Source organism: Pseudomonas sp. FG6 (assembly GCF_057809015.1).
Genome location: NZ_JBMDJD010000012.1, coordinates 1 through 19,004, shown reverse-complemented (window position 1 = coordinate 19,004; position 19,004 = coordinate 1). Strand labels below are relative to the sequence as shown.

13 protein-coding genes and 1 tRNA gene are annotated in these 19,004 nt (G+C 61.7%); 1 reads left to right on the top strand and 13 read right to left on the bottom strand.

What is annotated here, in order from left to right; translation table 11 throughout:
• Positions 1-34: 34 nt before the first annotated feature.
• The 13 genes from ACODSJ_RS09980 to rnr form a co-directional block, all read right to left on the bottom strand.
• Positions 35-931, bottom strand: coding sequence for a transglutaminase family protein (locus ACODSJ_RS09980; protein ID WP_489101568.1), 897 nt, complete (start codon positions 929-931; stop codon positions 35-37).
• Complete coding sequence (locus ACODSJ_RS09975) at positions 931-3,417, bottom strand: circularly permuted type 2 ATP-grasp protein (RefSeq protein ID WP_489101567.1); 2,487 nt, start codon at positions 3,415-3,417, stop codon at positions 931-933. The genes ACODSJ_RS09980 and ACODSJ_RS09975 overlap by 1 nt, the downstream gene beginning before the upstream one ends.
• A gap of 218 nt (positions 3,418-3,635) precedes the next feature.
• Complete coding sequence (locus tag ACODSJ_RS09970) at positions 3,636-6,929, bottom strand: transglutaminase family protein (protein WP_489101566.1); 3,294 nt, start codon at positions 6,927-6,929, stop codon at positions 3,636-3,638.
• A gap of 174 nt (positions 6,930-7,103) precedes the next feature.
• Positions 7,104-7,562, bottom strand: coding sequence for a hypothetical protein (locus ACODSJ_RS09965; protein WP_489101565.1), 459 nt, complete (start codon positions 7,560-7,562; stop codon positions 7,104-7,106).
• Entirely contained in the window at positions 7,562-8,482 is a 921-nt protein-coding gene (gene ssp4 / locus ACODSJ_RS09960) for an Ssp4 family T6SS effector (RefSeq protein WP_489101564.1), read from the bottom strand. Before ssp4 ends, ACODSJ_RS09965 begins: the two co-directional genes overlap by 1 nt.
• Before the next feature lie 161 nt (positions 8,483-8,643).
• Positions 8,644-10,944, bottom strand: coding sequence for a YgiQ family radical SAM protein (locus tag ACODSJ_RS09955; RefSeq protein WP_489101563.1), 2,301 nt, complete (start codon positions 10,942-10,944; stop codon positions 8,644-8,646).
• Positions 10,945-11,158: 214 nt separating this feature from the next.
• Positions 11,159-12,556, bottom strand: coding sequence for a replicative DNA helicase (gene dnaB, locus ACODSJ_RS09950; protein ID WP_489101562.1), 1,398 nt, complete (start codon positions 12,554-12,556; stop codon positions 11,159-11,161).
• Between the two features lie 136 nt (positions 12,557-12,692).
• A complete protein-coding gene (gene rplI, locus ACODSJ_RS09945; RefSeq protein ID WP_260958874.1) occupies positions 12,693-13,139 on the bottom strand; it encodes a 50S ribosomal protein L9 in 447 nt (148 codons plus the stop codon).
• Positions 13,140-13,157: 18 nt separating this feature from the next.
• A complete protein-coding gene (locus ACODSJ_RS09940) occupies positions 13,158-14,051 on the bottom strand; it encodes a hypothetical protein (RefSeq protein WP_489101561.1) in 894 nt (297 codons plus the stop codon).
• Positions 14,052-14,088: 37 nt separating this feature from the next.
• On the bottom strand, positions 14,089-14,319 hold the full coding sequence (rpsR, locus tag ACODSJ_RS09935) for a 30S ribosomal protein S18 (protein WP_002551829.1): 231 nt from the start codon (positions 14,317-14,319) through the stop codon (positions 14,089-14,091).
• A gap of 28 nt (positions 14,320-14,347) precedes the next feature.
• Positions 14,348-14,776, bottom strand: coding sequence for a 30S ribosomal protein S6 (gene rpsF / locus ACODSJ_RS09930; RefSeq protein ID WP_260958916.1), 429 nt, complete (start codon positions 14,774-14,776; stop codon positions 14,348-14,350).
• A 310-nt stretch (positions 14,777-15,086) separates the two neighbouring features.
• Positions 15,087-15,848, bottom strand: coding sequence for a 23S rRNA (guanosine(2251)-2'-O)-methyltransferase RlmB (gene rlmB / locus ACODSJ_RS09925; protein WP_489101560.1), 762 nt, complete (start codon positions 15,846-15,848; stop codon positions 15,087-15,089).
• Positions 15,845-18,460 (bottom strand): ribonuclease R, encoded by a 2,616-nt coding sequence (rnr, locus tag ACODSJ_RS09920; RefSeq protein ID WP_489101559.1) that lies wholly within the window; start codon positions 18,458-18,460, stop codon positions 15,845-15,847. The genes rlmB and rnr overlap by 4 nt, the downstream gene beginning before the upstream one ends.
• 228 nt (positions 18,461-18,688) lie before the next feature.
• Here rnr and ACODSJ_RS09915 point away from each other — a divergent pair.
• Positions 18,689-18,775: transfer RNA gene (locus ACODSJ_RS09915), tRNA-Leu, on the top strand.
• Positions 18,776-19,004: the final 229 nt, after the last annotated feature.

Below are 19,004 nucleotides of genomic sequence, written 5' to 3'. Positions count from 1 at the left end.
GGAGCGAGCCGGCTCGCCTTCACAAAGGGATGGATTAGCCCTCCAACGGCATCACCGTCACCCGCACCTCGGGATCATGGCTGCCGCCCCCCAGGATCACGCCCCGCAGGGGTGAGACATCGGAAAAGTCTCGGCCCCAGGCCAAGGTAATGTGCTCCAGGGCCGGCTGCACATTGTTGGTCGGGTCGAAGTCCACCCACCCCAGCACCGGACAGAACACCGAGACCCAGGCGTGGGACGCATCGGCGCCGATCAGCCGTGGCTGGCCGGGCGGTGGCTGGGTCAAGAGGTAGCCGCTGACGTAGCGCGCCGCCAGCCCGCGAGAACGCACACACGCCAGCATCAAGTGGGCAAAGTCCTGGCACACCCCGCGACGCCGCTCCAGCACCTCCACCAAAGGCGTCGCCACCTGGGTCGCCTCGGCATCGAAGGTGAACTCCTCGAAGATCTTCTCCATCAACGCCTGGACGCCGACCATCAACGGTCGCCCCGTCGGGAAACAGCTTTCGGAAAACTCGACGAAACGGCGCTTGAGGTGCACATAGGGCGATTCGAAACGGTAACGGCACGCGTCCAGCAGCTCTGCCGCAAGGGGTCGGCCACTGCTGTAGGTCAGCGCGTTACGGGTCGTTTCCCAGGCCGGGGACAGGCTGAAATCCAATGCGGGACGGGCCAGCACCTCGACGCTCAGGCGAGCATTGACCAACAGTTCGTCGTGAGGTCGTTCGAACGCCAGGCGGGTCAGCGGGTTGCCAAACACATCCAGCTCGTCGCGGCGAATCGTCGGTTCCGGGCTGATCAGCAATTGCTGCTCGGTGCAGCGCTGCCAGACACAGGCCCGCGGCCAAAGGTGCGCCAGTTGCTGGGCCAGGGACACCGGGCTGTCGTAGTGGTAATGCGTGTCGTGGAAAATCTGGTAGCGCGCGTTCATCAGACGGACACCGTACGCTGGCTGACGTCATCGACGTGGGCAAAATGGCGCAAGGCCAGGCGATCGGATACCTGGGCACTGACATCGGCGACTTCCTGCAACAGGTCGGCCAGCCCATCGAGCGCTGCGCACAGGCTGGCCTCACCGAACAAGGGGTTTTCCAGGCAGCGCAGGTCAAAGCGTGACAGGCGTGCGACCAGCTCCGGCAAGGCGGTCTCCCGGGGGACGGCAAAATCATCGTTCAAGCGCTTGAGGGTGCGGGTCACCAGTTTCAACTGGAACAGCACCGCGTGGGGGTTCTGCTCGTCCAGCAGCAGCAAGTCGAGCACCGGGATCAGTTGAGCCACCGCCAGATAGCGCGAGCGATAGGTGATGCTGCTGTTGCCCAGTTCCAGCAACCACTCAAGCCCCGCCTGGTCGAACACCGCCTCGCCCCGCAGGAATGCCGCCAGGCTGCTGCTCAAAAATTGCAAACGCTCCAGGCGCCGGCCGATCATCAAGAAGCGCCAGCCCTCGTCACGGGTCATGTCGTCCAAGGCAAACCCGGACAATGCCGCCAGTGACATCACCAAGCGGTTGAGGAAATCCAGCAGCTCGCCGAAATCCGGTTGCCCGGTCTCAAGCTCCAGCGCTTCGCGCTGCAATTCCACCAACGCCTGCCAGTTTTCCCGGGACAGCTTGCCCCGCACCTGCGAAGCCGCCCATTGCAGGCGTTGCAGGTTGGAGCGCAGGCTGAACGACCAGTCTTCCCCCAGCAATGCGGCCAGCAGGCGCTCGGGCAGCTCACCCTCATCGGGCAGCAGCATCAGGCTTTCCCCCAACGACACGGCCGATTGCAGCGCCTGCGGGTCGTCACCGTCGACGTAACGCGCCAGCATGATCCGCAGCAGGCGAGCGCTGTCATCGCAACGCTCACAGTAGCGACCGAACCAGAACAGGTTTTCCACCACCCGTGACGGCAGGTAAGGGTCGCGCCGGACCAGGTCATGCACGCCGACCGTTCGTTGGGCCTTCCATTGTTCGCTACCGGAGGCCTGTTCCCCCAGCACCCAGGTATCCTTGCTGGCGCCACCGCGCTGCATCGACACCACCTCGGCATCCGCGTCGGCGGCCACGCGGGTCAGGCCGCCAGGCAGCACGCGATAGCCATCCTGCCCGGCCACCGCGTACACGCGCATGCCGATAGCCCGTGGCTGGATCTGGCCGTCCTCGGCCTGCCAGACCGGTGCCTGGGACAGTTGCGCCAGTTCCTGGGCGACATAGGCGTAGGGCCGAGCCTGCAGGCGTGCCGCCAGTTGATCGCGCTGCGCCTCACTCAGGTCGCGACCGAACACCGGACCGAAACTCTGGGAAGGGAACGCCGGCTTGATCAGTAACTGCGGCAACTTCTCCAGGGCTTGTGCCAATACCGGTGGTTCGCCGCACCACCAGGTGGCGATGGATGGCAACAGCAGTTCCTCACCGAACAGGAATTCGTTGATTTTTGGCAAAAAGCCCAACAGGCCTGGCGACTCCAGCACGCCGCTGCCCAAGGCATTGGCCACCAGCACCCGCCCTTGCCGCACGGCCTCCAGCAAGCCCGGCACGCCCAGGGCCGAGTCGGTGCGCAGCTCCAGGGGATCGCAGAAATCATCGTCGAGCCGGCGCATGATGGCGTGGACCCGGCGCAGCCCGCTGAGGGTCTTGAGGTAGACCGTGGCGTCCCGCACCGTCAGGTCGCCGCCCTCGACCAAGGGATAGCCCAACTCGCGCGCCAGGTAGAGATGCTCGAAATAGCTTTCGTTGAACCGCCCCGGCGTCAACAGCACCACCAACGGCGGCTCACCATCGCTGGGCGCCTGGCGCACGAGGGTTTCCTGCAAGGTCCGGAAGAAGCCGGAGAGGTGTTGCACCTTGAGGTCGCGGTACAGGTCCGGGAAGGCGCGGGAAACGATCATGCGGTTTTCCAACGCATAACCAGCCCCCGAGGGTGCCTGGGTCCGGTCTGCGGTGACCCACCAGCGACCGTCGGGGGTGCGCGCCAGATCCACCGCGTAGAGGTGCAGGAAGATACCCTCGGGCGGTGCGATGCCCTGGCAGGGCCAGAGAAAATTGTTGTGCCCAAACACCAGCTCCGCCGGCAACACCCCCTCGCGGATCAAGCGTTGCGGCCCGTACAGGTCCGCCAATACAGCATTGAGCAAGCGCCCACGCTGGGCGATTCCCGCCGCCAACTGCTTGCCTTCCTGGGGATCGATGACATGGGGCAGCAGATCGAGCTCCCACGGCCGGTCGGCGCCCTTGGGGTCCGCGTAGACGTTGTAGGTGACGCCGTTTTCCTGGATCTGTCGAGCCAGCAGTGCCTGACGCTGGATCAACTGGGCCTGGGTGCTGCGCTGCAACTGGTCGAACAACGGCCGCCAGTGCGCACGCACGGCCCCGCTGTCGTCCAACAGCTCGTGATAGGTGCCCGGGGTCAGCGGGTAACGGTCAAGCAGGTCAGGCATGGAAAGCTCGGCAGACGGCATTGAAAGATGAGACTAGCGCAAGCGCATGACGCCCGGATAGGTGTGTTTGTGTTGGATCCGGCCGGGGTTTTCAGACTGCAATCGTTGTGGCGAGGGAGCTTGCTCCCGCTGGGTTGCGCAGCAACCCTAAAACGGGGCCGCTTCGCCCACGCGCGGACCGGCCCCGCGGGAGCAAGCTCCCTCGCCACAGGGGCCACCTAGCGCTTCGGGGCCCCTTGAAAACGCCGCAGATCGAGCGTGAATGGAAACTCGTCGTCCCTTGCCAGGCTGGGTATCGGCAGTTTCCCGGGGGTGTGCCCGAGCCGGAAGAACCGCGCCATCCGCCGGCTCTCGGCCTCGTTGGCGTTCACCGGCAGGCTTTCATAGTTGCGCCCGCCCGGATGGGCCACGTGATACTGGCAACCGCCCACGGAACGTTGCGTCCAGGTATCGAGCAAGTCGAAGACCAATGGCGCGTGCACGGGGATGGTCGGTTGCAGGCAATTGGCCGGTTGCCAGGCACGGAAACGCAGCCCGGCAACGAATTCGCCCACCCGCCCGGTGGACTGCAACGGCACCGCCACGCCATTGCAGGTGAGCACGTAGCGTTGCGGCGCCAGGCCGTTGAGCTTGATCTGCAAGCGCTCCAGGGAGGAATCCACATAACGCACGGTGCCGCCCATCGCGCCCTCTTCCCCCAGCACATGCCAGGGTTCGAGGGCCTGGCGCAATTGCAGCTCGATGCCGCTGGCCGCGTAGTCGCCGACCTTGGGGAAGCGAAACTCCAGGTGCGCCGCAAACCATTCGGTGCGCAGCCCATAGCCGGCGGAGTTCAGCTCGGCGATCACATCGGCAAAATCCTGCTCGATGAAATGCGGCAACATGAACCGATCATGCAATTCGGTGCCCCAGCGCACCAGCTTCGCCGGCGCATAAGGCTCACGCCAGAACCGCGCCACCAGCGCCCGCAACAACAATTGCTGCGCCAGGCTCATGCGCGCATGGGGCGGCATTTCGAACGCGCGCAACTCCAACAGACCGAGGCGCCCAGTGGCACCGTCCGGCGAGTAGAGCTTGTCGATGCAGAACTCGGCCCGGTGCGTGTTGCCGGTCACGTCGATCAACAGGTTACGCAACAGCCGGTCGACCAACCAGGGCGGGCACGGCTCGCCGACCTCGGGCATCTGCGCGAAAGCGATTTCCAGCTCATACAACGCGTCGTTGCGCGCTTCATCGACCCGCGGCGCCTGGGACGTCGGCCCGATGAACAATCCGGAAAACAGGTAGGACAACGACGGGTGGTTGTGCCAGTAACCGATCAGACTGCGCAGCAGGTCGGGACGCCGCAGGAACGGTGAATCCGCCGGTGTCGCGCCACCCAATACGAAATGGTTGCCGCCGCCAGTACCGGTGTGCCGGCCATCGATCATGAATTTCTCGGTGGTCAGGCGGGTCTGGCGCGCCTGCTCGTAGAGAAACTCGGTGCGCTCGACCAACTCGTCCCAACTCGCCGAGGGCTGCACGTTGACCTCGATCACACCGGGGTCGGGGGTGATGCGCAAATTGCTCAGGCGCGGATCGCTCGGCGGCTCATAGCCTTCCAGCAGCACCGGACAACGCAGTTCCTCGGCCGTCGCCTCGATGGCACTGACCAGCTCCAGATAATCCTCAACCTGCGCAAGCGGCGGCATGAACAGGTACAGCCGGCCTTCGCGGGCCTCGGCGCAAAGGGCCGTGCGGGTCAGCCAGTCGGCAGATGCGTCGACCTCGGGAACGCGTTCCTGCTCAAGCACCGGCTCGCCGTGACGCGCCAGTTGCTCGGTGTCCGGCAGCTCGGGCAAATCCTGGTTCGGGTCGGTGGGGTGGATGAACGGGTACTCGGCGGCCGTCACCCAAGGCTGGGACGCCAGTGGCAGGCGATAGCCCAAGGGCGAATCCCCCGGCACCAGGCGGCAATGGTTGTCCCGCAGGTACCAGCGGCCGCTTTGCCATTGATCGCCCTTGGCCGTGCGGGCCAACGGCAGGACTTGGCCGATCACCTTGTCCAGGCCCTGGCTGAACACCTTGCGCAGCCGCGCACGCTCCTGGGCATCCTCCAGGCGTGGATCCTCGGCCGTAACGTTCGACGGCAACGTGCCTTCGCGCCACAAGTAGTAGAAGTTGTCTTCGTAGGCCGCGAACACGAATCGCGCGGGAATCTTCAAGCGCTCGGCGACGCTCGCCAGGAAACGCCCGGCCAGTTTTCCATCGGCGCCGTAGTCCTGCTGTTCATCGGCAATCAACGCGCTGTTGCGCCAGATCGGCACCCCGTCGCGCCGCCAGTAACAGTTGAGCGACCAGCGTGGCAGCTGCTCGCCGGGGTACCACTTGCCCTGGCCGAAATGCACCAAGCCCTGGGGCGCATAGTGATTGCGCATGCGCTGGAACAGCTCGGCGGAGAGCCGGCGCTTGTCCGGTCCGAGCGCTGCGGTATTCCATTCGGCGCCATCGGGGTCATCGATGGAAACAAAAGTCGGTTCGCCGCCCATGGTCAGGCGCACGTCACCTTCGCGCAGATCTTCATCGATCTGGTGGCCCAACGCCTGGATCGCTTGCCATTGCTCATCGGTGTAGGGCTTGGTGACCCGCGGCGCCTCCCATATCCGCTCCACCGACATCTCGTGGCTGAAGGCGCACTCACAAGGCTCCACCAGCCCGCTGATCGGCGCCGCCGACGAAGGGTCAGGGCTGCAAGCCAGCGGGATGTGCCCTTCGCCGGCGAACAGACCAGACGTCGCATCCAGGCCGATCCAGCCAGCTCCGGGCAGGTACACCTCGCACCAGGCGTGCAGATCGGTGAAATCCACCTCGGTGCCGGAGGGGCCATCGAGGCTTTTCACATCGGCGGTCAACTGGATCAGGTAACCGGAAACGAAACGGGCGGCCAGGCCCAGGTTGCGCAGCAGCTGCACCAGCAACCAGGCCGAATCGCGACAGGAACCGGAGGCATGCTCCAGGGTGTGCTCCGGCGTCTGGACGCCAGGCTCCATGCGGATCAGGTAATTGATGTCTTCGCTCAGGCGCTGGTTCAGCCCCACCAAAAAATCCACCGTCGGCAACGGCGTGCGGTCGATGCCGTCCAGATACGCCTTGAGCCGGGGCGTCAGCGGCAGGGTTTCCAGGTACGGCGCCAGCTCCTTGCGCTCATCGGCGGCATAGGCGAACGGGATTTTTTCGGCGTAGGGCTCAAGGAAGAAGTCGAACGGATTGAACACCGCCATTTCCGCCAGCAGATCGACTTCGATCCGCAGCTCCCGGTTTTTTTCGGGAAACACCAGCCGCGCGAGGTAATTACCCTGGGGATCCTGCTGCCAGTTGATGAAGTGCTGCTCGGGCAAAACCTTCAGGGCATAGGACAATATGCGCGTGCGGCTGTGGGCCGCCGGGCGCAGGCGAACGATCTGCGGGCCGAGTTCGACGGCGCGGTCATAGCGGTAATGCGTGACGTGGTGCAATGCGACATGGATCGACACGGCGTGCCTCCTGCGAGCCTGGGCGGTGATGAAAGCGGCGCAAGACTTATGCCATGCAGGCAGGCCGGACACTTTCTTCGTTTACACAAGCCAGTAGAGCACTAAAAACGCACGACGCCCGTGCCCAGGGACAAAGAAGCGCACATATATGTGGCGAAGCGGTAGCGAGTCGACTCAGCGGCGGGGGCGTGAGGCTTTGGCGGCTCGAATAATCAATTCGCGTTGGCGGCGGATTTCGACGAGTTTGCTGCGCATTTCGCGGTGGCGTTTACTGTTGAGCAACAGCAGGCCCAATAGGGGAAACAATACTGCCATCGCATAGAGGACTCTGTGTGGGCGCCCCTCAATGGTCGGCAATACGCTCAATAGACACAAAACCAGCAGTCCGACCAGTCCCCATACCCATCGCGGCCTCCCACGCATCACCATGAAATTGCAATGCACCGCGATCAACGTGACTGCCGCTCCTCCCAACACCGACCAAGTCGCTTGCTCACCGATTGTCGCTCCGGACAAATAGAACGTCACCAGCAAGGGAACAGCGCAGCCCAGAGAAAACAGCACTGAGAAAATGCCACCAATGAAGGTCGGTAAATAACGCGCAAAAAAACGCGACAGACTCAGGTCGTCCATTACTCCTCCAATTCTTCGTACAAGCCGACAGCAATAGTCTTCACATTTCCCGACAAGCTACTGCCGATCAGGCCAATCGTCGCCCCCAAAGAATCTTTGATCTGAGTAACCGTAGCGTGCTTGAGCTGGGTCGGAGTGAAACGCTTGGGCAACTCCCCAGCAAGCTGTTTGAGCTTGAGCATTTTTGGCGTCAGTCTTGGGTCGTTGATGCTTAGCAATTCTTTAGTCAATTTCGCCCGCTCTTGGCGATTCAGACCGCGCAGGATTTCACGCAGACTTTTGCCGGTGGTAGCCTTCGCCACTTTCACCAGTTTTATGGTTGTCAAGGCAGAAGCTCCGACTCCCAGTAATGAGGCGGCATCGAGACCGATCGAGGCGTATTGGTACCACTCCTCGCTGTCCAATTTGTCATTGATTTGTGGGCTGGCCACTTCAGCCCCTGTGCGGATGACTCCGATAACGCACTGCGCAGAACTAGCAACCGCCGCGGTATAACCCAGAGCAGCTACTACGGAACTGGCGCCCGCGCTGAAGGGAATCGCAATAGTGCCACTGAGCACGACAATCCAGCCCAGCACCGCTCCTGTGCAAGATAGCGTGGTATTGATCGCCTCCCCGACCAATCGTGACTCACGTGGATTGCTCTGTACCTGTTGGGCGAACTGCTCTGGCGTTATGTACTTCTGCGCCTCGCGCAAGATGATCCGTTTGGGCTGGATACTGCAGATCGGCTTGAATTCCCGCAGGGTCACTACATTGAACTCAGCGTCGATATACACCACCCCCGCGCCGACAATACCGGGATCGGCGTCGATGGCGGCGAACAGCCGTGGCAGGTTGATCTGGCTTTCGATGCGTTGGCGGGCCATGAACTGGGACGGGCTGAAGTCCATGCCGATGCCGGTTACGGCGCTGCTCATATGAATCGTCCTTGAGGGCTGGAGATTAAATCTGTGTCCACACTCAACACTGTGGCGAGGGCTCTGCATTAGCGCGCGCCACGATAACAAACCGCCAGCACCGTCGCTAGAAAGCAAAACGCCAGCACTCAAGGCTGGCGTTTTGCGTTGTCGCTCAAGGTTCAGCGCGGCACGACAGGCTTGCGTGCGGGCTTCGGCCCCTTGCCCTTGGCGGCGTCCTTGCGCTCCTTGGCCGCCTTCTGGTTGCGGGCGAACGCCGCGGCCTTGGCCTGCTCGCGCTTGTCCCACGGGTTGCCACCATCGCTGGCACGCGGCGGCAGGCCGGTGTGCTGGGTCAGGATCTTGGTGGTTTCCTTGCCCACTTTGTGGCTGCCGGCCGGCGTCGAGTTCTTGCGACGGGCGCTCTGGTAGCTGTCGGTCGCCGGCTGGTGCAGCGGGATCAACTGGTGCTTGCCCGGCCCGATCAGGTCGGCACGGCCCATGCGGGTCAAGGCTTCGCGCAGCATCGGCCAGCCCTTGGGGTCGTGATAGCGCAAGAAGGCCTTGTGCAGGCGGCGTTGTTCCTCGCTCTTGACGATGGCCACCCCATCGCTCTTGTAGGTGACCTTGCGCAGCGGGTTCTTGCCCGAGTGGTACATCGCGGTGGCGGTGGCCATCGGCGACGGGTAGAACGCCTGCACCTGGTCAGCGCGAAAACCGTTGCCCTTGAGCCACAGCGCCAGGTTCATCATGTCTTCGTCGGTGGTGCCCGGGTGGGCCGCGATGAAGTACGGAATCAGGTACTGCTCCTTGCCCGCCTCCTTGGTGTACTTCTCGAACATCCGCTTGAACCGGTCATAGGTGCCGATGCCCGGTTTCATCATCTGGTTGAGCGGACCTTCCTCGGTGTGTTCCGGGGCGATCTTCAGGTAACCGCCGACGTGATGGGTCACCAGTTCCTTGACGTATTCCGGCGACTCGACCGCCAGGTCGTAACGCAGGCCGGAGGCGATCAGGATCTTCTTCACCCCAGGCAATGCCCGGGCGCTGCGGTACAGCTGGATCAGCGAAGAATGGTCGGTGTTCAGGTTCTGGCAGATGCCGGGGAACACGCACGACGGCTTGCGGCACGCGGATTCGATTTCCGGGCTCTTGCAGGCAATGCGGTACATGTTCGCGGTCGGGCCGCCCAGATCGGAGATGACGCCGGTAAAACCCGGGACCTTGTCGCGAATCTCTTCGATCTCGCGGATGATCGACTCTTCGGAACGGTTCTGGATGATCCGGCCTTCGTGCTCGGTGATCGAGCAGAACGTGCAGCCGCCAAAGCAGCCGCGCATGATGTTCACCGAGAAGCGGATCATCTCGTAGGCCGGGATCTTATCCTTGCCATACGCCGGATGCGGAACACGTGCGTAAGGCATGCCAAACACGTAGTCCATTTCCTCAGTGGTCATCGGAATGGGCGGCGGGTTCAACCAGACGTCGACGTCACCGTGCTTCTGCACCAGGGCTCGGGCGTTGCCCGGGTTGGTTTCCAGGTGCAACACGCGGTTGGCGTGGGCGTAGAGCACCGAGTCGCCACGAACCTTTTCCACCGATGGCAGGCGAATCACGGTTTTGTCGCGGGTCATCTTCGGGCTCGCCAGGATCTGCACGACCTTGGCTTCCTGCGGATCTTCAGCCTGGCCTTTTTCCTGCTCGATGGCGCAAGCAGCCGTGTCCTGGGTGTTCACGTACGGGTTGATGATCTTGTCGATCTTGCCTGGACGGTCGATGCGCGTGGAATCGATTTCGTACCAGTCGGTCGGTGCATCACGACGGATGAACGAGGTGCCACGCACGTCGGTAATGTCTTCGATCTTCTGTCCATAGGACAGGCACTGGGCGACTTCGACAATCGCTCGCTCGGCGTTGCCGTAGAGCAGGATGTCGGCGCAGGCGTCGATCAGGATCGAGTTGCGCACCCGGTCCTGCCAGTAATCGTAATGCGCGATACGGCGCAGGGACGCTTCGATACCGCCAAGCACGATCGGCACATGCTTGTAGGCTTCCTTGCAGCGCTGGCTGTAGACCAGGCTCGCACGGTCCGGCCGCTTGCCCGCCAGGCCGCCGGGGGTGTAGGCGTCATCGGAACGGATTTTCTTGTCGGCGGTGTAGCGGTTGATCATCGAGTCCATGTTGCCGGCCGCGACACCGAAAAACAGGTTGGGCTCGCCGAGCTTCATGAAGTCGTCTTTGGACTGCCAGTTCGGTTGGGAAATGATGCCGACACGAAAGCCCTGGGCTTCCAGCAGGCGTCCGATGATCGCCATGCCGAACGACGGATGATCGACGTAGGCATCACCGGTCACGATGATGATGTCGCATGAATCCCAGCCGAGCTGATCCATCTCCTCCCTGCTCATGGGCAGGAACGGCGCCGGGCCGAAACATTCGGCCCAGTATTTTGGATAGTCAAATAACGGCTTGGCTGCTTGCATGTCGATGACCGGTATAAAGGATGAAAAATCGCGGGCGCGGAATATAGCACAAAAAATGATCAAATTGTGGCGAGGGAGCTTGCTCCCGCTCGGCTGCATGGCAGCCGCACAATCAGCTCAAGACTATCTGTCTGAAGAACTCTGTGTTGCCTTTCGGGGGGCTGCTACGCAGCCCAGCGGGAGCAAGCTCCCTCGCCACAAGGTCCTCGGTGCATCACTCGTCATCATCAAAGTTATAGCTACCCGGCGCCAGGTTTTCGAAGCGCGTGTACTTGCCGATGAAAGCCAGGCGGACGAAGCCGATCGGGCCGTTCCGCTGCTTGCCGATAATGATCTCGGCGATGCCCTTGTGCTCCGTTTCCGGGTGATAGACCTCGTCGCGATACACGAACATGATCACGTCGGCGTCCTGCTCGATCGCTCCGGATTCCCGCAAGTCGGAGTTCACCGGACGCTTGTTCGGACGCTGCTCCAGGGAGCGGTTCAACTGCGAAAGCGCGACCACCGGGCAGTTGAACTCCTTGGCCAGGGCCTTGAGGGATCGGGAGATCTCGGAAATCTCGTTGGTCCGGTTATCGCCACTGGAGCCCGGGATCTGCATCAGTTGCAGGTAGTCGATCATGATCAGCCCGATGTCGCCGTGCTCACGCACCAGGCGACGGGTCCGGGCGCGCATTTCCGAGGGGCTGATACCCGCCGTATCGTCGATGAACAGCTTGCGGTCGTTGAGCAGGTTGACCGCCGAGGTCAGGCGCGGCCAGTCGTCGTCTTCCAGCTGGCCGGAACGGACCTTGGTCTGGTCGATACGCCCCAGGGACGACAGCATACGCATGATCAGCGATTCGCCTGGCATCTCGAGGGAGTACACCAGCACCGCCTTGTCACTGCGCAGCACGGCGTTTTCCACCAGGTTCATCGCAAAGGTGGTCTTACCCATGGACGGACGGCCGGCGACGATGATCAGGTCGGACGGTTGCAGGCCGCTGGTTTTCTCGTCCAGGTCGGTGTAGCCGGTGGACAGGCCGGTGATCGCGTCGGCGGTGTTGAACAGGGTATCGATGCGGTCGATGGCCTTGGTCAACAGCTCGTTCACCCCTACCGGGCCACCGGTCTTTGGCCGGGCCTCGGCGATCTGGAAGATTTGCCGCTCGGCTTCATCGAGAATTTCGGCAGCAGTCCGGCCTTCCGGGTTGAAAGCGTTGTCGGCGATTTCGGTGCTGATGCCGATCAACTGGCGCAAGGTCGCCCGCTCGCGCACGATCTGCGCATAGGCCTTGATGTTGGCGACCGACGGCGTGTTCTTTGCCAGTTCACCCAGGTAGCCAAGACCGCCGACCTGGGACGTCTGGCCTTCCTTGTCCAATTGCTCGGACAGGGTCACGACGTCGATCGGCATGTTCTGGTCGGCCAGCCTGGCGATCGCGCGGAAGATCAGCCGATGGTCATGCCGGTAGAAATCGCCGTCGGAGACTTGATCGAGCACGCGCTCCCAGGCGTTGTTGTCCAGCATCAGGCCACCGAGCACGGCCTGTTCAGCCTCGATGGAATGCGGAGGCACCTTCAGGGCTGCGGTTTGCAGATCGTATTGCTCGGGAGCGGTGATTTCGTTCATGGCCACTTGATTCTTTTGGAAAGCAGGGGGGTACGAAAAGCAGGTGTTGCAAAAAAGACAAAGGGCACGACCTGTAAACAGGATCGTGCCCGATGTTACCGGCTAGCACCCGCAGGTGCCAGCCGACAGGTGTTGCTTAGGCTGCTACCACGACAACGCGTACGGTGGCTTCAACTTCGGCGTGCAGGTGCACGGCTACGTCGAATTCACCTACGTTGCGGATGGTGCCGTTCGGCAGACGAACTTCGCTCTTGGCAACTTCAACGCCGGAGGCGGTCAGTGCGTCAGCGATGTCGTGGGTACCGATCGAACCGAACAGTTTGCCTTCGTCGCCAGCGGTGGCAGTGATGGTCACTTCCAGCTCGGCCAGTTGGGCAGCACGGCTTTCAGCCGATGCCTTACGGTCTGCGGCAGCTTTTTCCAGCTCAGCGCGACGAGCTTCGAACGCAGCCAGGTTGGCCTCGGTCGCAGCAGTGGCTTTGCCGAAAGGCAGCAGGTAGTTACGGCCGTAACCGGCCTTAACGTTTACTTTGTCGCCCAGGTTGCCCAGGTTGGCGATTTTTTCCAGAAGGATCAGTTGCATGTGAAAATCCTCTAACTTTTAACCTTCACCGTTCGCGTTGTCGGCGTCTTTCGGCGCCATACGACCGCGAAAATCAATCAGGCTGTCGACGATGGCCAGGACCACCAGCAACGGATAGATCAGCTGCATGAACAGCAACAACGTGACGTACAACCCCACCAGCCAGAACCTGGCCAGTCGCTTTTTTGCCACCAGCCCGTGAATCAAGGCCAGGGCGGCAAACACCAGCGGTACACTGCACAACGGCGTGAGCATGGCCATCTGTGCGCCGAAATTCGGCCCCAGAAGCATGCCCGCCAGCAGCAACATCGCCAGCCCAAGCGGGAAACGGATGGCGCGAAACTCGCGACCGAAACCACCCGGGTTGTACAACAACGCCTGCCAGTAGCGCCCGATAATCAGGCTCAGCACACTGACGATTTGCAACAAAGCCGCAATCAGGCCGGTCAGGACCGGTGCGATCAGGGACGCGAAACGCGCCTGCTCCTCTGCCGACATCTGCCGGTAGAGCTCACCGAGGGCTTCAGGCAGGATTTTTATCAAAGCCTGCGACAGCATCTCGATCTGGGGCGCGAAAGCCACCCCGAGCACCACTGAAAACACCACCCCCAGCGCTATGCTGACCAGCAGCACACGGTTCCAGGACTCGCTTGCGCGCAACACCAGCGCCAGCGCCGAAGACCCCAGCAGCACCATCAGTGCCCGCGGGTCCGCGGAATACAGCCACCAGAGCAAGGCCGGCAGCAGTCCCAGGGCAAGGACACCAACGGCGTCCCGCCATCCGCGCCGCAAGAGTACGAGACTCCCGGCGGCAGCGCCCAACCAATACAACAACGGCAATATTGCGCATCCAGCCACTACCAGAGTGGCCTGCATGCGACCGCGCATGATGAACTCAGCTAAGGCGCGCATGCATTCAATCCCTTACTGCTCGTCGACTTACCTGGTCTCAGCGGCCGTGGCTGTCGGTGTAGGCCAGCAGGGCCAGGAAGCGGGCGCGCTTGATAGCGGTGGCCAGCTGACGCTGATAACGAGCTTTGGTACCGGTGATACGGCTTGGAACGATTTTGCCGGTTTCGGATACGTAGGCTTTCAGGGTGTTGAGATCTTTGTAGTCGATCTCTTTCACGTCTTCAGCGGTGAAGCGGCAGAATTTACGACGACGGAAGAAACGTGCCATGTGATTGGCTCCTTAAAAGGTCCGTGGATTACTCGTCAGCGTTATCGCTGTTGTCGCTGTCGCTATCGCTGTCATCGCCATCGGCGCTGTCAGCATGCTCAGGACGGTCGCGACGCTCACGGCGCTCACTGCGGTTTTCTTCTGCCTTGAGCATCTCGGATTGGCCAGTGATGGCTTCTTCGCGACGGATGACCAGGTTACGGATCACTGCATCGTTGTAGCGGAAGTTGTCTTCCAGCTCGGCCAGGGCCTTGCCGGTGCACTCAACGTTCAGCATCACGTAGTGAGCCTTGTGAACATTGTTGATTGCGTAGGCCAGTTGACGACGGCCCCAGTCTTCCAGGCGGTGGATTTTGCCGCCGTCTTCTTCGATCAGCTTGGTGTAACGCTCAACCATGCCGCCGACTTGCTCGCTTTGATCCGGGTGGACCAAAAAGATGATTTCGTAATGACGCATGAATGCTCCTTACGGGTTGTAGCCTGCCGCTCAAAAACGGTCAGACAAGGAGTGAATGACACTTATGGACTTGTGGACGCTAGACACATAGGTGCCTGCCATCACAGCAAGGGGCGCAATTGTAGAGAAGGGCCGAGGGAGGTGCAAGGTAATTGGTGATTATTTGAACAACCGCCAATCTTTATCCCAACACACAAAATCAATGTGGGAGCGAGCCTACTCGCGATGAGGGTGTCACATTCAACCTATGCGCTGAATGACACTCCGCTATCGCGAGCAGGCTCGCTCCCACAGGGGGGGTACTGCAAGATCAGGGCTTTTTGGCGCCGGCCTTGGCACTGCGCTGACGCAGCGCTTCGAACAGGCACACACCCGTCGCCACCGACACATTGAGGCTGCTGACGCTGCCGGCCATCGGCAGCTTGACCAGGTAGTCGCAATGCTCGCGGGTCAGGCGGCGCATGCCCTTGCCTTCGGCACCCATGATCAGAATGGTCGGGCCCGTCAGGTCCTGGTCATACAGGCTGACTTCTGCCTCGCCCGCCGTGCCCACAACCCACAAGCCGCGCTGCTGGAGTTTCTCCAGAGTACGCGCCAGGTTGGTCACGGCCACCAACGGAATCACTTCCGCCGCACCGCAGGCAACTTTACGCACCACTGGCGTCAACGTTGCCGACTTGTCCTTGGGCACGATGACCGCCAGCGCACCGGCTGCATCTGCCGAACGCAGGCAGGCGCCGAGGTTGTGCGGGTCCGTCACGCCGTCCAGCACCAGCAGCAAGGGCGCGCCCTCGGTACGATCGAGCAACTCGTCGAGCATTGCCTCGCCCCAGACCTGGCTCGGGCTGACTTCCGCCACCACGCCCTGGTGGACGCCTTCGACCCAGGCATCCATCTCACGTCGCTCGGCCTGGCCGACCGCCACGCGGTTTTCGTTGGCCAGCTCGATCAGCGGCTGGACCCGCGGGTCACTGCGACCTTCCGCCAGCCAGACCTGCTTGACCCGCTTGGGATGATGACGCAGCAACGCTTCCACGGCATGCACACCGTAGATCTTTTCCAATTGACTCATGACTTGGCCTTGGGTTTACGCGCCCCGCCGCTCTTGGCTGGGGCCGAGCCCGCTTTTGGCGGGCCTTTACGGTGTTTGCTGGGCTTGCTGGCTGCCTTGTCCGAGCTCGACCGACTGGTCTTTCCCCCGGACGCCGCCTTCCCACCGGCCTTGGCTTCGGCCAGCAAGGCCTGCTTCATTTCACGGCTTTTGCGCAGCTCGGCGTTTTTCGCCGCTGCATCGCTCGGACGGTAGGCTTCGACGGCCTTTTCCTTGGCCGGACGACGCCCGGCCTTGGACGAGGCTGGCTCGGCCGCTGGCTTGCCCTCGGAGACGGCGCCCTCAGTACCGCGCTTCTTGCGACCGATCGGCGCGTTGATGGTTTTTTCCGCCATCTCGAAGTCGATCTTGCGCTCGTCGAGGTCGACTCGCATGACGCGCACTTCAACGGTATCGCCCAGACGGAAGCTGCGACCGGTGCGCTCGCCCGCCAGGCGGTGATGCACAGGATCGAAGTGGTAGTAATCACCCGGCAACGCCGTGACGTGCACCAGGCCTTCGACGTAGATATCGGTCAGCTCGACGAACAGGCCAAAACCGGTCACCGCCGTGATCACGCCCGGGAACGACTCGCCCACGCGGTCTTTCATGAACTCGCACTTGAGCCAGTTCACCACGTCGCGAGTCGCTTCGTCGGCGCGGCGCTCGCTCATCGAGCATTGCTCGCCAAGCTGCTCCAGGGCCGCCTCGTCGTACGGATAGATGCGCGCCTTCGGAATGGTCATCGCACCGGCGCGCTTGACGTGCGGGGTGTTCATCTTCGAATGGATCACGCTGCGGATCGCCCGATGCGTGAGCAGGTCGGGGTAACGACGGATCGGCGAAGTGAAGTGGGTGTAGGCCTCGTAGTTCAGGCCGAAGTGGCCCTGGTTGTCGGCGCTGTACACCGCCTGGCTCAACGAGCGCAGCATGACGGTCTGGATCAGGTGGAAATCCGGACGATCCTTGATACCGGCCAGCAGGGCCTGGTAATCCTTGGGCGTCGGACCTTCCTTGCCCTTGTGCAGGGACAAGCCCAGTTCACCCAGGAATGCCCGCAGCTTTTCCAGGCGCTCCGGTGGCGGGCCATCGTGGACGCGGTACAGCGCAGGGATTTCGTGCTTTTTCAGGAACTCAGCCGTGGCCACGTTGGCCGCCAGCATGCATTCTTCGATCAACTTGTGCGCATCGTTGCGCACGGTCGGCCGGATTTCGGCGATCTTGCGCTCGGAGCCGAAGATGATCCGGGTTTCCTGGGTTTCGAAGTCGATGGCGCCGCGAACATGACGAGCCCCCAGCAGCACCTTGTACAGCGCATAAAGTTGCTTGAGGTCCGGCAAGACCTCTGAGTACTCACCACGCAACTTGCGCGACTCGGCCAGTTTCGGCGTTTCCAGCATCGCGCTGACCTTGTTGTAGGTCAGACGGGCGTGGGAATGGATCACCGCTTCGTAGAAGCAGTAGTCGGTCATCTCGCCGGACTTGGAGATGGTCATCTCGCAAACCATGGCCAGGCGATCGACATGGGGATTGAGCGAGCACAGGCCGTTGGACAGTTGCTCAGGCAGCATCGGGACGACACGCTCGGGGAAGTACACCGAGTTGCCGCGCACCTGGGCTTCGGCGTCCAGCGCCGAGCCGAGCTTCACATAGCTGGAGACGTCGGCGATGGCGACGTACAACTTCCAGCCGCCGGAAAACAGGCGCAACTTGCCTGGCTTGGCTTCGCAGTAGACCGCATCGTCGAAGTCCCGGGCATCTTCACCGTCAATGGTGACGAACGGCAGGTGACGCAGGTCGATGCGTTTTTCTTTGTCCTTCTCTTCGACTTCCGGCTTGAGCTTGCCGGCTTCCTTGAGGACCGCTTCAGGCCAGACGTGGGGGATGTCGTAGGTACGCAGGGCAACATCGATCTCCATGCCCGGCGCCATGTAGTTGCCGACCACCTCGACCACGTCGCCCTGCGGCTGGAAGCGCGGGGTTGGCCAATGGGTGATCTTCACCTCGACAAACTGGCCGATCTTGGCGTTGGCGTTACGGCCCGGCGTGACCAGTACTTCCTGCTGGATCTTCGGGTTGTCTGCGACGACGAAGCCGATGCCGCCTTCTTCGAAGTAACGACCCACGATGCTTTCATGGGCACGGGAGACCACTTCGACGATCACCCCTTCACGACGACCGCGGCGATCCAGGCCAGACACTCGGGCCAGGGCGCGGTCACCGTCGAACACCAGGCGCATTTGCGCCGGGCTCATGAACAGGTCGTCACTGCCGTCGTCCGGCACCAGGAAACCGAAGCCGTCGCGGTGGCCGGCGATGCGGCCCAGGATCAGGTCGAGCTTGTCCACCGGCGCGTAGGTGCCGCGTCGTGTGTAAATCAATTGCGCGTCGCGCTCCATCGCGCGCAGGCGGCGGCGCAGGGCTTCGATCTGGTCTTCGGTGCTCAGACCGAACTCCTCGACCAACTGCTCGCGGCTGGCAGGCGAACCCCGATCGGCGAGATGCGCCAGGATCAGTTCGCGACTGGGAATAGGGTTTTCGTATTTTTCCGCTTCACGAGCGGCCTCGGGATCGAGGGACTGCCAATCGGCCATTAGAGAGTTTTCACCTTGTCTATATGCGGGTTAGTTTGGCATAGGCGTAATGAAACGGGAAATTTCAGGCATTGGATACCTTTGCCAGCGTCTTTTGCCGGCCCCGCTGGGTCCCTGAAAAACGCCGCTGGTGAAATTTACCGTTTTTTTTTGCGCCAAGGGGTTTACAGTTAAAAATGTGCTCCGTATAGTGCGCGCCATCGACGACGTACACACGTTGTCGATACTGCCCAGATGGTGAAATTGGTAGACACGCCAGCTTCAGGTGCTGGTGACCGCAAGGTCGTGGAAGTTCGAGTCTTCTTCTGGGCACCAATTTCAAGCAGCAGATCAACGGTCTGCCTGCTTCACAAAAACCCGCGAAAGCGGGTTTTTGCATTTCTGGCCCCTGCTATTTCACTTACCGATTATTAAAATAAAAACAGGGGTTTACAGATCAAAACGCGCTCCGTATAGTGCGCCACATCAACAGCGGCAACGCTGAAGATGCTGCCCAGATGGTGAAATTGGTAGACACGCCAGCTTCAGGTGCTGGTGACCGCAA

Excerpts from the sequence above, each read along its gene's own strand:
- ACODSJ_RS09940 (WP_489101561.1), bottom strand. The coding sequence starts at position 14,051 with ATGCGCGCCTTAGCTGAGTTCATCATGCGCGGTCGCATGCAGGCCACT.
- ACODSJ_RS09975 (WP_489101567.1), bottom strand. The coding sequence starts at position 3,417 with ATGCCTGACCTGCTTGACCGTTACCCGCTGACCCCGGGCACCTATCAC.
- ACODSJ_RS09980 (WP_489101568.1), bottom strand. The coding sequence starts at position 931 with ATGAACGCGCGCTACCAGATTTTCCACGACACGCATTACCACTACGAC.
- ssp4 (WP_489101564.1), bottom strand. The coding sequence starts at position 8,482 with ATGAGCAGCGCCGTAACCGGCATCGGCATGGACTTCAGCCCGTCCCAG.
- dnaB (WP_489101562.1), bottom strand. The coding sequence starts at position 12,556 with ATGAACGAAATCACCGCTCCCGAGCAATACGATCTGCAAACCGCAGCC.
- rlmB (WP_489101560.1), bottom strand. The coding sequence starts at position 15,848 with ATGAGTCAATTGGAAAAGATCTACGGTGTGCATGCCGTGGAAGCGTTG.
- ACODSJ_RS09965 (WP_489101565.1), bottom strand. The coding sequence starts at position 7,562 with ATGGACGACCTGAGTCTGTCGCGTTTTTTTGCGCGTTATTTACCGACC.
- rnr (WP_489101559.1), bottom strand. The coding sequence starts at position 18,460 with ATGGCCGATTGGCAGTCCCTCGATCCCGAGGCCGCTCGTGAAGCGGAA.
- rpsR (WP_002551829.1), bottom strand. The coding sequence starts at position 14,319 with ATGGCACGTTTCTTCCGTCGTCGTAAATTCTGCCGCTTCACCGCTGAA.
- rpsF (WP_260958916.1), bottom strand. The coding sequence starts at position 14,776 with ATGCGTCATTACGAAATCATCTTTTTGGTCCACCCGGATCAAAGCGAG.
- rplI (WP_260958874.1), bottom strand. The coding sequence starts at position 13,139 with ATGCAACTGATCCTTCTGGAAAAAATCGCCAACCTGGGCAACCTGGGC.
- ACODSJ_RS09955 (WP_489101563.1), bottom strand. The coding sequence starts at position 10,944 with ATGCAAGCAGCCAAGCCGTTATTTGACTATCCAAAATACTGGGCCGAA.